General features: G+C 58.7%; 15 protein-coding genes. 12 read left to right on the forward strand and 3 right to left on the reverse strand.

Features of this window, described 5'->3' with window-relative positions; translation table 11 throughout:
- Positions 1 to 55 precede the first annotated feature (55 nt).
- Positions 56 to 832: a 3-hydroxybutyrate dehydrogenase gene (locus tag ACYJRZ_RS01860; RefSeq protein WP_112334243.1), complete on the reverse strand. Its 777-nt coding sequence runs from the start codon at positions 830 to 832 to the stop codon at positions 56 to 58.
- A gap of 222 nt (positions 833 to 1,054) precedes the next feature.
- On the opposite strand from ACYJRZ_RS01860, the gene glpK reads away from it, so the two are divergent.
- The 10 genes from glpK (at position 1,055) to map (ending at position 8,753) form a co-directional block, all read left to right on the forward strand.
- The gene (gene glpK, locus ACYJRZ_RS01865) at positions 1,055 to 2,557 is read left to right on the forward strand and encodes a glycerol kinase GlpK (protein WP_459455533.1); all 1,503 of its coding nucleotides are present in this window, start codon (positions 1,055 to 1,057) and stop codon (positions 2,555 to 2,557) included.
- A gap of 177 nt (positions 2,558 to 2,734) precedes the next feature.
- The gene (locus tag ACYJRZ_RS01870) at positions 2,735 to 3,538 is read left to right on the forward strand and encodes a membrane-anchored protein (protein ID WP_459455535.1); all 804 of its coding nucleotides are present in this window, start codon (positions 2,735 to 2,737) and stop codon (positions 3,536 to 3,538) included.
- Positions 3,539 to 3,636: 98 nt separating this feature from the next.
- Positions 3,637 to 4,395 carry a S66 peptidase family protein gene (locus ACYJRZ_RS01875; RefSeq protein ID WP_459455536.1) on the forward strand — a complete coding sequence of 253 codons (759 nt, stop codon included), beginning with the start codon at positions 3,637 to 3,639 and terminating at the stop codon, positions 4,393 to 4,395.
- Complete coding sequence (locus ACYJRZ_RS01880) at positions 4,392 to 4,553, forward strand: hypothetical protein (RefSeq protein WP_459455538.1); 162 nt, start codon at positions 4,392 to 4,394, stop codon at positions 4,551 to 4,553. The genes ACYJRZ_RS01875 and ACYJRZ_RS01880 overlap by 4 nt, the downstream gene beginning before the upstream one ends.
- 79 nt (positions 4,554 to 4,632) lie before the next feature.
- Complete coding sequence (locus ACYJRZ_RS01885; RefSeq protein WP_015340707.1) at positions 4,633 to 5,007, forward strand: YciI family protein; 375 nt, start codon at positions 4,633 to 4,635, stop codon at positions 5,005 to 5,007.
- Positions 5,004 to 6,260 (forward strand): RNA polymerase sigma factor, encoded by a 1,257-nt coding sequence (locus ACYJRZ_RS01890; RefSeq protein WP_459455541.1) that lies wholly within the window; start codon positions 5,004 to 5,006, stop codon positions 6,258 to 6,260. The genes ACYJRZ_RS01885 and ACYJRZ_RS01890 overlap by 4 nt, the downstream gene beginning before the upstream one ends.
- Positions 6,261 to 6,358: 98 nt before the next feature.
- Positions 6,359 to 6,829, forward strand: coding sequence for an SRPBCC family protein (locus ACYJRZ_RS01895; RefSeq protein WP_459455543.1), 471 nt, complete (start codon positions 6,359 to 6,361; stop codon positions 6,827 to 6,829).
- A gap of 29 nt (positions 6,830 to 6,858) precedes the next feature.
- Positions 6,859 to 7,287 (forward strand): DoxX family protein, encoded by a 429-nt coding sequence (locus ACYJRZ_RS01900; RefSeq protein ID WP_459455545.1) that lies wholly within the window; start codon positions 6,859 to 6,861, stop codon positions 7,285 to 7,287.
- Positions 7,288 to 7,338: 51 nt separating this feature from the next.
- A complete protein-coding gene (locus ACYJRZ_RS01905) occupies positions 7,339 to 7,851 on the forward strand; it encodes a GNAT family N-acetyltransferase (RefSeq protein WP_459455547.1) in 513 nt (170 codons plus the stop codon).
- A gap of 149 nt (positions 7,852 to 8,000) precedes the next feature.
- Positions 8,001 to 8,753, forward strand: a complete 753-nt coding sequence (gene map, locus ACYJRZ_RS01910; protein WP_459455549.1) for a type I methionyl aminopeptidase — start codon at positions 8,001 to 8,003, stop codon at positions 8,751 to 8,753.
- 9 nt (positions 8,754 to 8,762) lie between these two features.
- Here map and ACYJRZ_RS01915 read toward each other — a convergent pair whose 3' ends face one another.
- Positions 8,763 to 9,347 (reverse strand): PadR family transcriptional regulator, encoded by a 585-nt coding sequence (locus ACYJRZ_RS01915; protein ID WP_459455551.1) that lies wholly within the window; start codon positions 9,345 to 9,347, stop codon positions 8,763 to 8,765.
- Between the two features lie 425 nt (positions 9,348 to 9,772).
- Here ACYJRZ_RS01915 and sbmA point away from each other — a divergent pair, with 425 nt between their 5' ends.
- Positions 9,773 to 11,038 carry a peptide antibiotic transporter SbmA gene (gene sbmA / locus ACYJRZ_RS01920; protein WP_459455553.1) on the forward strand — a complete coding sequence of 422 codons (1,266 nt, stop codon included), beginning with the start codon at positions 9,773 to 9,775 and terminating at the stop codon, positions 11,036 to 11,038.
- A gap of 194 nt (positions 11,039 to 11,232) precedes the next feature.
- Here the strand turns inward: sbmA and ACYJRZ_RS01925 are convergent, their stop codons facing one another.
- Positions 11,233 to 12,213, reverse strand: coding sequence for a polysaccharide deacetylase family protein (locus tag ACYJRZ_RS01925; protein WP_459456904.1), 981 nt, complete (start codon positions 12,211 to 12,213; stop codon positions 11,233 to 11,235).
- Between the two features lie 178 nt (positions 12,214 to 12,391).
- On the opposite strand from ACYJRZ_RS01925, the gene ACYJRZ_RS01930 reads away from it, so the two are divergent.
- Positions 12,392 to 12,973, forward strand: coding sequence for an NnrU family protein (locus ACYJRZ_RS01930; protein WP_459455555.1), 582 nt, complete (start codon positions 12,392 to 12,394; stop codon positions 12,971 to 12,973).
- Positions 12,974 to 12,975: the final 2 nt, after the last annotated feature.

A 12,975-nucleotide genomic window follows, 5' to 3' on the forward strand; every position in this document is an offset into this window, starting at 1 on the left:
TTTATCTGTTGGCCGGGCCAGATGCGCAAACGAATCCGGCCCTAACCGCAAATGGTTATTCCGCGGTCCAGCCACCGTCAATCGAGACATGTGTGCCGGTGACCTGGCGTGCCTCGTCGCTTGCCAGGTAGAGCGACAGGGCGCCGATCTCCTCGGCCTTGACAAACTCGTGCGTCGGTTGGGCCTTGAGGATAACTTCGTTCTTGACCTGCTCCTCGGTCATGCCGCGTGCCTTGGCGGTATCTGGGATCTGCTTTTCGACAAGCGGAGTCAGGACATAGCCAGGGCAAATGGCGTTCACCGTCACGCCGAATTCGGCAAGCTCGAGCGCTGCCGTCTTGGTCAGGCCCAATATACCATGTTTTGCCGCGACATAGGCGGATTTGAAGGGCGAGGCGACCAAGCCGTGCGCCGAGGCGATGTTGATGATGCGCCCGTATTTCTTCGCCTTCATCAGCGGAATGGCGGCGCGAATAGTGTGGAAGGAGCTGGAGAGATTGATCGCGATGATCTGATCCCACTTCTCGATCGGGAAATCCTCGATCTTCTCGACATGCTGGATGCCGGCATTGTTGACGAGAACATCAACGCTGCCAAAGGTGGAGTTGGCGGTCGCGATCAGATCGGCGATCTCGGCAGGCTTGGTCATATCGGCCGGATGATAGATCACCTTGCCGCCGCCGGAGGCTTCGAGCTTCGTCTTGATAGCATCGATTTCCTCGGGTTTTCCGAAGCCGTTGATGACGACGTTATCGCCCTTGGCGGCGAAGGCGGCCGCGATGGCGAGGCCGATACCGCTTGTGGAACCGGTGACGACAACTGTTCTTGCCATGATCATCTCCTTGGACAACGCAGCTTCCTGCTGCAGTGCAAAACGATCTCAGCCTAGTCCCAAACCTCCGGATATGGCAATCGCAATGCTCGCGGCCCTTCGGCCACGATGCTGTGAACCGAAAAGCTTACCCTTCAGCGAAAAAATTTCGTTTTGCTTTCTTTTCACATTCGTTTTGCTCGCGTATCTGTTGTTTCGGGACGCAACAGGCGGGAGGAGTGCATGAGCGGTTATGTCTTGGCGATCGATCAGGGAACGACGTCGACGCGGGCTATCGTTTTCGACGGCAAGATGAAGGTTGCCGGTGTCGGGCAGAAGGAATTCACTCAGCATTATCCGAAGCCGGGTTGGGTCGAGCACGATCCGGAGGAAATCTGGGCGTCCGTTCTCGTTACAGTCCGCAAGGCGATCGAGGCTGCCGGTATCACCGCCAAGGATATTGCAGCCCTCGGCATCACCAATCAGCGCGAGACGGTCGTCGTCTGGGATCGCGAGACCGGCAAGCCGATCCAAAATGCCATCGTCTGGCAGGACCGCCGCACGGCGAGTTATTGCGAGAAACTGAAGCGGCAGAACCTGGAAAAGCTCTTCACGCGCCGCACCGGTCTTCTGCTCGATCCCTATTTTTCCGGCACCAAGCTGTCCTGGCTGCTCTCCAACGTGAAGGGCGCGCGTGCCCTTGCCGCCAAAGGCAGGCTGTGTTTCGGCACCATCGATACCTTCCTGATCTGGCGGCTGACCGAGGGCAAGAGCTTCGTCACCGATGCGACCAATGCCTCGCGGACGCTGATGTACAATATCGGCGCGAACGAATGGGACGAGGAGCTATTGGATATCCTGCGCGTGCCGGCCGCGATGCTGCCTGAAGTGAAGGATTGTGCCGCCGATTTCGGCGTCACGGATGCCACGCATTTCGGCGCGGAAATTCCGATCCTCGGAGTTGCCGGCGATCAGCAGGCGGCGACAATCGGCCAGGCTTGCTTTGAACGCGGCATGATGAAATCCACCTATGGCACCGGCTGCTTCGCGCTGCTCAATACCGGTGCGGACATGGTGCGGTCGAAAAACCGCCTTCTGACCACCATCGCCTACCGGCTGAACGGCGAGACGACCTATGCGCTCGAAGGCTCGATCTTCATCGCGGGCGCTGCGGTCCAATGGCTGCGCGATGGCCTGAAGGCCATCCAGCGCGCTTCGGATTCCGGCGAGCTGGCGGCCAAGGCCGATCCGTTGCAGGAGGTTTATCTGGTGCCAGCCTTTACCGGCCTCGGGGCACCGCATTGGGATCCGGATGCACGCGGCGCGATCTTTGGGCTGACCCGCAATACTGGACCCGAGGAAATCGTCCGGGCGGCGCTGGAAGCCGTCTGCTACCAGTCTCGCGACCTCCTGGATGCCATGCATAGGGATTGGCGCAACGGCAACGGGCAGGAGACGGTACTGCGCGTCGACGGCGGCATGGTCGCTTCCGACTGGACGATGCAGCGGCTTGCCGATCTGCTCGATGCACCGGTGGATCGTCCGACGATCCTCGAAACGACCGCGCTGGGTGCCGCCTGGCTCGCCGGCAGCCGCGCCGGCGTCTGGCCGGATCGCGCCGGTTTTGCCAAGGCCTGGGCACGCGACAGGCGTTTCGAGCCCGGCATGGATGACAAGACCCGAAATGCGAAGCTCAAAGGCTGGAAGAACGCTGTCTCCCGGACCCTGAGTACACGGCAAGGGTGATGGCCATTATCGGTCACTCACCCTAGGTTATATCGTGTAAGATTTCTTTATTTTGCTTATACAAGGGCGCGCAGCGATACTCGTGTTGTTCGTGGCGCGGGGAGGAATCCCGGCCGCATTTCGCCGGACCGCGCCCTTTGAGGGCGGACGCCTTCTCAAGAGACGATAAAGCGAATAATGGCTGCTCAATTTTCTGAACTGAAAAAACATTACTACCGGCAGATCAAATATCATCTGACCCGGCCGAAGCCGCCGATGCTCGCCGAGCGGTTTGATGGGCCTGTTCTGGTCGTTGGCTCGGCGCCCGTCTCGAACAAGCCGGTGGATCTTGATGAAAGCTTTAAGGTCATCACGATCAACGGTTCGCAGACGGTGACGAAGGGCTGGGGGATCACGGCGCCTGATGTGACGCTCGTCCAGTTCAACCAGATCGAAGGCACGAACACCAATGCCGTCGAAGTGCGCCGCGTTCTGAACGGAGAGCGGACCAAGATGCTCTACGTCCTGCTCTGGCGGAAAGAACGTGAGCGGCTGGAGGAAGGGCTACGGAAGTTCAATTATGGCTACGGCAAGCTTGAAATCGTCGATCGCTACAAACGCATGGCGCTCCTTGACCGGGTCGGCGGGGTGAAATGCAGTGAACTCGGCGCCGATGACAAATGCTCGAACGGCATCAACGCCGTGCTCTTCGCTATCTACAATGGCGCGACTGAAGTCATCATCACCGGCATCAATCCAGATTCCGGCGGACACGTCTATAATACGGAAAACCTGGCGCGGCTGCATGTGCGCAAGGACCGGGAGGTTCTCGAGCGACTTTTGGAACGCGGTTATCCGGTGTTCACCACCGATCCGGCCGTGTCGGAATCCATTGGTCTGCCGTTATGGACAGGCAGAGCGAAGGCCGGCCGGACAGCCGAAGCCGATACCAAAGGCAAGCGACCGGCACCGATAACGGCTGAGGCCGTCATCAACCCTTGAGATAAGGGCTCGCCAACGGTCAATCCGCGCTGACGCTTATCGTGATTCCGTGCCAAGATCGCAGCATAGAATCACTCAATTGCGCAGAGGTGAGTCCAATGCTGATGCCGCAGCCACTACGGCCGGGCGACAAGGTGCGCTTTGTATCGCCAGCAAGTTCGCCCGACAGCGATATGGTTCTGAGGCATGCCGAAATCCTGAAAGGCTGGGGGTTGAACGTCGATTTCGGCGAACATGCCTTTGATAAGCGAGACTATCTTGCGGGTACTGACGAGGAACGGCTGGCGGATATCAATGGCGCTTTCCGTGACCCAGATGTTCGGGCGATCTTCACGACACGCGGCGGCAAGGGGTCGTATCGGATTGCCGACAAACTGGATTTTGCCGCTGTGCAGCGCGATCCGAAATTCGTTATCGGCTTCAGCGACATCACCGCATTGCATCTCAGCCTTCTGAGAAACAGCCATCAGATCGGCATTCATGGAGCCTTCTTTTGCGGGCCGAATGACGATGGTGTCAGCCCTTATACGCGCGAGGCATTATGCCGGACGATGATGACCACCGACGATATCGTCATCGAAGCTCGTCCCGATGAACCGACCTTCCGTCTGACGATAGGCGGGACGGCCAGAGGGCTGCTGATCGGTGGCAATCTGGATACGGTTGCGACCTCGGCTGGTTGGGCGCTGCCGGATCTGAATGGCGCGGTTCTTTTGCTCGAAGCCGTTAATATGTATCGCGGTCAGGTGGACCGCCAGATGACCATGCTGCGCAAGGCGGGGCATCTGGATGGTTTGGCAGGGGTCGCCATCGGCCAGTTTACTGACTTCGAGTTCGCGACCGCCCTTATTCGGTGATCGACATCCTGCGTGAACATCTGGCCGAACTAAAGGTGCCGATCCTCGGCGGCTTGCCGCTCGGGCATGGCGATAGCCCGGCAAGTGTTTTTATCGGCGCTGTGGCGGAGCTTGATGCCGAGGCCGGTATCCTGGCGATCCGGCGTGGGAAAGCCTGACGTCTCTTCGATATTTTTTTGACGTAGCCTGTCGGTGCAGGTGATATTCCTTCGTCTTTAAAGGGAGAAGGGAATCTCAATGCTCTACGCGATCCTATGCTACAACGACGAAGATACCGTGTTCGCCTGGTCCAAGGAACAGGAAGACGCGACTATGGCACGGTTGATTGCCGTGCAGGAGCCGCTGGCAAAGGCGGGCAAGCTAGGGCCGGTGGCACGGCTGATGCCGACGACGGCGGCAACGACCCTGCGCAAGGGCAAGAACGAGCCGATCGTGATCGACGGCCCCTTTGCGGAAACGAAGGAGCAGTTGCTCGGTTTCTACGTCGTCGATTTCGAAACTTTAGACGAAGCCATTGGCTTTTCGAAGGAGCTTGCCGCGGCCAATCCCGGCGTCGGCTCCTATGAAATCCGCCCGCTTTATGTCTTCCGGCCAGGAGCCGTTGCAACATGACCGACATTGCCTGGATCGATATCGCGCTTACCAACGCCCGGCCACAGGTAATGGGCGCTCTCTTGCGTTATTTCCGCAACCTCGATACCGCCGAGGAGGCCTTTCAGGAGGCCTGCCTCAGGGCCCTGAAGACCTGGCCCGACAAGGGGCCGCCGCGCGACCCCGTCGCCTGGTTGATCTTCGTCGGCCGCAACAGCGGCATCGATACGGTGCGCAAACAGTCGAAATTGCAGAGCTTGCCGGACGAGGAGGCGATCTCCGATACGGGTGATGTGGAGAGCGATCTGGCCGAGCGGCTCGATGGCTCCGGATATCGCGACGATATTCTCCGGCTGCTCTTCATCTGCTGCCATCCGGATTTGCCGGCAACGCAACAGATCGCGCTGGCGCTACGTATCGTTTCCGGCCTCTCGGTGCAGCAGATCGCCCGCGCCTTCCTGGTCAGCGAGAGCGCAATGGAGCAGCGCATAACCCGCGCGAAGGCGCGGGTGGCAGCCGCTGGCGTTCCTTTCGAAACACCAGGCGCGGTCGAGCGCAGCGAACGTTTGGCGCTCGTCAGCGCCATGATTTACCTCATCTATAACGAAGGCTATTCCGCCGGCGGAACACATCGTGAGACTGCTGCCTTTGCCGACGAGGCGATCCGGCTTGGCCGACTGCTGTTGCGGATCTTTCCGTCCGAGCCCGAGACCATGGCGCTGTTGGCTCTGATGCTCTTGCAGCAATCGCGCAAGGAGGCGCGGTTCGATGCCGATGGACAGATCATCCTTTTGGAAGATCAGGATCGCTCGCTCTGGGATCGCACCTTGATCGACGAAGCGCTGGCGTTGCTCGACAAGGCGATCCGCCACCGCAGGCCCGGTCCCTATCAGGTGCAGGCGGCGATCGCAGCGCTGCATTCAAGGGCGAAGCGCGCCGTCGACACGGATTGGGAGGAGATCGATCTTCTCTACCAGATGCTGGAGCGGCTGACGCCTTCTCCCGTCGTCACGCTTAATCGTTCGGTCGCGCTCTCCAAATTAAAGGGGCCGGCGGCGGCCCTGGCGCTGATCGCGACGCTGGAAGCACCGCTCGACAGCTATTTCTATTTTCATGGCGTGAGAGGTGGTCTGCTTGCGCAGCTCGGCCGCACGCAAGAGGCGCGCATCGCCTTCGACAGAGCCATAGCGCTCGCCCGCTCGCCCGCCGAAGCGGCCCATATCCGTTATCAGCTCGATCGTCTGAGCGCGGATGCTCTTGCCGCTGCAAAATAATCGAAAAAACTGCGTCTGTGGTGTCGGGAAATGACGATCTCGAACGTCATTAGGGTATGGGCCGAGCAGGCCGCGTCAAACAGTAAGAGGAGCAAGACATGACTGAGCAGACCCAGCGCCACGAACTTTCCCTGACCCGCATCATCGATGCGCCGCGCGAGAAGATCTTTCGTTGCTGGACCGAGGTAGAGCTTCTGAAGCAATGGTTCGCGCCGCTGCCATGGACGGTATCGGCAGCGAGTATCGACGTTCGTGCCGGCGGTTTAAGCTCGATCACCATGCATAGCCCCGAGGGGGAAGACTATCCGGGCAATGGCGTCTATCTGGAGGTGATTCCCAATGAGCGCATCGTCTTCACCGATGCCTTCACCAGCGCCTGGGTGCCGTCAGCGAAACCTTTCATGGTGGTGACAATCCAGCTCGACGATCTCGGTGGCGGCAAAACCCGCTATACAGCGACTGTCCTGCATTGGTCGGCTGAGGATCGCGAAGCGCATGAGAAGATGGGCTTCCATCAGGGATGGGCACAGTGCGCCGATCAGCTCGCCGCATTGGCGGCCAAGATCTGAATTTCGATTCAATTCCGGGGGATACGACAATGTCTTACGCAGCCGATTCATCTCTGCCGTCAGTCACACGCGCTCAGCGGGTTGCCGGCATGATCCTCAGTGGGTTGGTCATTGCCTTTCTTGTCTTTGATGGTGTGATCAAGCTCATTCCGCTTTCCGTCGTCACCGAGACTATGGCGGGGCTTGGTTATTCCGCCGATCCGGCACTTGCGCGGCTGCTCGGCATCATCACGCTCAGCTGCGCCATTCTCTATGCAATCCCGAGAACATCGGTTCTCGGTGCCATCCTGCTGACGGGTCTGCTCGGTGGCGCAATCGCGACGCATTTGAGGGTCGGCAGTCCGATCTTCTCGCACCTGCTGTTCGGCGTTTATCTCGGCGTGATCGCCTGGGGCGGACTTTATCTTCGTTATGAAGCGGTTCGGAAAATGATTCCGTTCTTTCAGCGAAGCTTTTGATTTCGGATTCGATTTGCTAAGGCTCGCTCCCGAATAAGGACGGAGCGAGCCATGCCGCAAGTGATCATCGCGCCTGTCAGGCAATCGGATGCGGACGAGCTGATCGCCGCCAATATCGCCAGTCGCGCCCATCATGTGCCCTGGTCCTATCCCTTTCTCGATCGCGACGGTTTCGACGCATGGTTCGGCCAAACGGTGACGGGGCCGAATATCGGACTGGTGGCGCGCGATCCCGGCTCGGGCGGCATCGTCGGCGTCGTCAATATCAGCCAGATGGTGTGGGGCGGGTTTCGCAGCGCCTTCCTCGGCTATCACGGCATGGTTGGTTTTGCCGGCCAGGGCTTTATGACGGAGGCCGTTCGGCTGGCAGTCACCCATGCCTTCGATGCGGTGGGCTTGCATCGGGTGGAAGCCAATATCCAGCCGGGCAATCATCCTTCCATCGCGCTGGTCAAGCGGCTCGGCTTTCGCAAGGAAGGCTTCTCGCCCAAATATCTGAAGATCGGCGGCGTCTGGTGCGATCACGAGCGCTGGGCATTGCTGGCCGACGATCCGCGCTCTTGATCTCTTTAGCAATTCGAAAGTTGCGCTATCTGGCAGAAAGCCTGAGAACGCCTCAGAAAAACATTGACTGCCGGGAGGGAAGGGGCGAAAGCGACCTTGAGCCTCTCGCCAAACCGCTGCTGAGAGACCGGTAGTGCCGGAAGCCGTAAATGATCGTTTCGACCGAAGAAGAACTGACCAAGCTGAAAGAGATCGGCCGCATCTGCGCCAATGCGTTGCAGGCCATGGCCGCGGCGCTGGAGCCGGGCATCACCACGCTGGAGCTGGATGCGATCGGCCGAAAGGTGCTGGAGGATGCCGGCGCGCAATCGGCGCCCGAGCTGGTCTACAAGTTTCCTGGCGCGACCTGCATCAGCGTTAACGAGGAAGTGGCGCATGGCATTCCGGGTCCGCGTGTGATCCAGGCAGGAGATCTGGTCAATCTCGATGTATCGGCCGAGAAGGATGGTTTCTTTTCCGATACCGGCGCGTCCTTTGCCGTGCCGCCCGTCAAGCCGAAGATCGAGCGCCTCTGCCGCGACGGCAGGAGGGCGCTTTGGGTGGGCCTCAATCAGGTGAAAAGCGGCGCGCCACTTGCGAAGATCGGGCAGGCCGTTGGCGCGTTCGCCCAGAAGAACCGCTACACGCTGATCGCCAATCTCGCGAGCCATGGCATCGGTCGCTCCCTGCACGAAGAGCCCGCCGAGGTTTCCACCTGGGCGGACCCTTCCGAGACCCGGATCACGGACGATGGCCTGGTCTTCACCGTCGAGCCGTTTCTTTCTCTAGGCGCGATTTGGGCAGAGGGCGGCGACGATGCCTGGACGCTCTATGCCGATCCGCAGGCTCCCACGGTTCAGTACGAGCACACGATCATTGCCACCCGCAACGGACCTGTCATCCTGACACTGCCGGACAAGTGAGGCTTCAGCTCATTCGTCGACCTTCGGGCTATCCTCAGTCTTTGTTTCGCCGCGGATGATATCGGCGGCAGCGCGCTCGAGGATTGCCGCGATGCGTGCGCCTTCGGGCTTGCTCCAAGGGAACTTCGAGCGAAGTGCGGAGCGGAGCAGGTGGCGGGCGCGATGGACGTCACCGGCGCCATGGCGGTCGAACGGATTGTCGCGGCCATCTTCATCGTCACCGCCGAAAACTTCGCGGACGCGGGCCATTTTCTCGCCGATAGACGTGAGCTTGGCGAGCGTTGCCTCGACCAGATCACGATTATCGTCGACGCGCTTCTGGCCGCTTTCGGTGATGCGGTAGAGTTTCTTCGTGCCGCTTACCTCGACTGCGGCCTGCCCCGTCTCTTCGAGAAAGGTCAGCGCCGGGTAGATGACGCCCGGGCTCGGTACATAAAAGCCGCCGGAGCGCTCCTCGAAGGTCTTGATCAGCTCATAGCCGTGCCGCGGCTGCTCGGAGAGCAAAGCGAGGATGATGAGCTGCAGGTCGGCCGCATCGAACTTGCGGCCGGTGCGAAACCCGCCGCCGAACATGCCACCCTTGAAGCCTCTCATGAAGTCTCTCCTATGCTCGCCGCGCGATTCACGACCTCGGCCATGTCGTAGGATATATGCCTCGACGATGTCAAAGCCATCTCCGAATATGTGGCGATCTCTGAAACCTCTCATATCGTTTCTCCTTGAAGTGTGAGAGCTTATATCGTTAGTCATGTCGTAAGATATATATCGTAAGATAGTCTGCTGCAAGAGGAAGTCGCGAATGTGCCATCGTTTGCGGCTTACCAATCAAAATCGGGAGAAAGTTCATCCCATGGGTGAAAATCCGTTGCTGAACAACTGCATCACGATCATGGGATAAGCGATTACATCTATGTAAGAATACGTCTTCACCGGTTGCCGCTTACGGCGAACTGCCCTAGGCTTTCCATCAATAAACGCCACAGCGGTTCGACAATCCAATCAAGAAAGCTGCGCTTCTCGTGTTTCTGTCATTCTTTCCTAAGCCAAAACCCTTCTTCATCTCCGCCGCTCTCTGGTCACTTGCCGCTATACTTCTTTGGTATTTCGGTGGAGAGAAAGCGGGCGCCTATATCGGCCTACCGCCGCTGGCGGATGGGCAGGAGGCGCCGGTAGGCGTTTCGACTTTTTGGTCTGCACCGTTCATCTGGTTTTACATCTATTACATTGCTGCCGTCGCCCTATTCGCACTTTTCTGGTTCCGCTTCAGCCCGCATCCGTGGCAATATTGGTCGGTGCTCGGCACGGCGCTGATCATCTTCAACACCTACTTCTCGGTACAGGTCAGCGTCGCCGTCAACGCATGGTACGGGCCTTTTTACAATCTGGTTCAAAAGGCACTGACAACCGTTGGCTCCGTGTCCAGTTCCGAGTTTTATATGAACATGCTCGTTTTTGCGGGCATCGCCTTCGTGGCCATCACCGTCGGCGTGTTCAACCTGTTTTTCGTGAGCCACTGGGTGTTTCGCTGGCGCACAGCAATGAACGATTATTACATGGCCAACTGGCAGAAGCTGCGGCATGTCGAAGGTGCTTCACAGCGCGTGCAGGAAGATACGATGCGGTTTTCCCAAACGGTCGAATCTCTCGGTGTGAGCTTCATCGGCTCTATCATGACGCTGATTGCTTTTCTGCCGGTGCTCTTCCGTCTCGGCGCCAACATTACGGAATTACCGCTTATCGGTAATATTCCGCATGCGCTCGTCTGGGCCGCGATCTTCTGGTCGATTTTCGGAACGGTCTTCCTGGCGGCGGTCGGTATCAAGCTGCCTGGGCTCCAATTCATCAACCAGCGCGTAGAGGCTTCCTATCGCAAGGAGCTCGTTTATGGCGAAGACCATGACGATCGCGCCACTCCGCCGACGGTCGCGGAACTCTTCGCCAATGTGCGACGCAACTATTTCCGTATCTATTTCCACTACACCTATTTCAATGTCGCGCGTATCTTCTATTCGCAGGCCGATAATATCTTCAGCTTTGTCGTCCTGGTTCCTTCGATCGTTGCCGGCAAGCTGACGCTCGGCTTGATGACGCAGATCACCAACGTCTTTGACCAGGTGCGCGGTTCCTTCCAATATCTTGTAACCTCATGGACTACGATCATCGAGCTGCTGTCTATCTACAAGCGCTTACGGGCTTTTGAGGCGGCGATCGATGACGAGCCTTTGCCATCGATTGATCAGCGCTACCTGGAGCGTGAGCCGGGGGTTGTTCACGTCGACGGTTGATTAAAAAAGGAGGCTCCGGAAACGGGGCCTTTTTTATGAGACTACGCTAACTGGGAAGCCCATCAGGGGCTCTGCGCTATTGAATGGCCGCTATTGCTGCCGCAGCGGCCCTTCGCTTTGGCATTCTGAGCCCGCCGAAGGGGCCGCGGCAATCGATCATTGGATCGATTGCTCGCGCTTCGTCCGATCGCTCCTCACCCCTGCTGCGGCTTGCCACGCGCCGCAATCAACGGAATCGCCTCGGAATAGCTGACGCAGGCGACATCCTGCTTGTGGCAGACATCGCTGACGAAGCGGTCGAGGGCGCGCCAATAGGCGCCGTCGTTCATTTCGACGAAATGGAAGCCGAGCTGCAGCGGGATGCGCTCGCCGTCATATTGCTTGTTGAAGGCAGCCTCGAAGGCTTCGAAGGCGCGGTCCTCATAGGTCTTGGCGTTGGCCTTGTCCTCGACGCCCTTGGAATGGCGGACATAGAGATTGTAGTCCATGCCGATGACCGGGCGATGCTCAGGACCTTCGGGGATCAATGGCAGGCCGAAGCGATAGATGCCGTCGACCACCTGCGGCAGGGCCGGTCCCTTGGTGACGAGACTTGCATCATATTGGAAGCCCGCTTCCTTTTCCGCCGGCACGAGACCGTCGCTGGTGGAGAGGTAGGGTGCGCGAAAGCCCTTGACGTCGTTCGTGGCGAAGTCTTCCCAACCTTGGGGTTCCTTGTCGGCCAAGCCGACATTCTTCCAGGCGTCGCGAAGCGCAATGCGCGCATTTATGAATTCCTGTTTCCAGTCGGCAGCACTCCAGCCCTTGCCGTCGAAATGGCCGCAGGCATGGCTTGAGATGTCGTGGCCCTCCTGATGGGCCGCCCAGATGTTGGCGATGCGGGTGCGCACATCGTCCTCGCTCTTGGCGAAGCCGACGTTGGATTTGCCAGGCCTCTGCTTCGGCCCTTGATAGGCCTTGGCCTGCGCCTTGTTCATGAGGAAGGTGCAGGACAGAAAGTATGTGAAATGGGCGCCATTGCGCGAAGCGATCTCGCGGCTCTTGGTCCAGAGCGCATTGTCATGAGCACCATCGAAGGAGACCATGACGAGTTGCTTGGGCTTGTCATCGGCCCGGGCGGCGACGGGGAGCCCTAACGAAATGGCGACGGAGAAACAGGTAGCAAAGCGAAACATGGGTACCGAATATTGATTGCGTCGAACAAGGCTTGCCAGGAATCGTCCAGCGATATCGGATAGCGCGCTCAGGTCGCTTCCTTCCTTTCGTGCAATTGCGGCGAAGCTGCGGTGATGCTGGCATTTTTTTACGGCAGCCGATAAGGATGTGACTACAAGACCATAGAGGATTTCATCCATGGCATTGCTCATTCTCGGCATTGTTCTTTTTCTCGGCCTCCACCTGATCCGTGTCGTCGCCCCCGGCCTCAGAAGCTCGATGATTGCGAGTTTGGGCGAGGGCGGCTGGAAAGCTGTCTATTCGATTGCCAGCATCATCGCGCTGATCATCCTTATTTACGGCTTCGGTCAGGCGCGCGACATGACGCCGATCTGGACGCCGCCGTTCTGGATGAGCCACATCACCATTCTGCTGATGCTGTTCGCTCTCATCTCTCTTGTTGCCTCGCTGCTGCCGGCGGGGCATATCGCGGCCAGAACAAAGCATCCGATGGTGCTGTCAGTGAAGATCTGGGCGCTGGCGCATCTTCTGTCGAACGGTGACGGCGCGGCCATGCTACTCTTTGCTGCCTTCCTTGCCTGGGGCGTGATCCTGCGCATTTCGTTCAAACAGCGCGAGCGGGCGGGCGAAATCACCCTGCGTCCCTTCGTCTCGGCGAAATACGATCTTTATGCGATCGTCATCGGTGTGGTCGCCTGGGCCTTGATCATTTGGAAGCTTCATGCGTGGATTATCGGGGTTTCGCCGCTCGTTATGTGACG

This window comes from Rhizobium sp. No.120 (assembly GCF_054558365.1).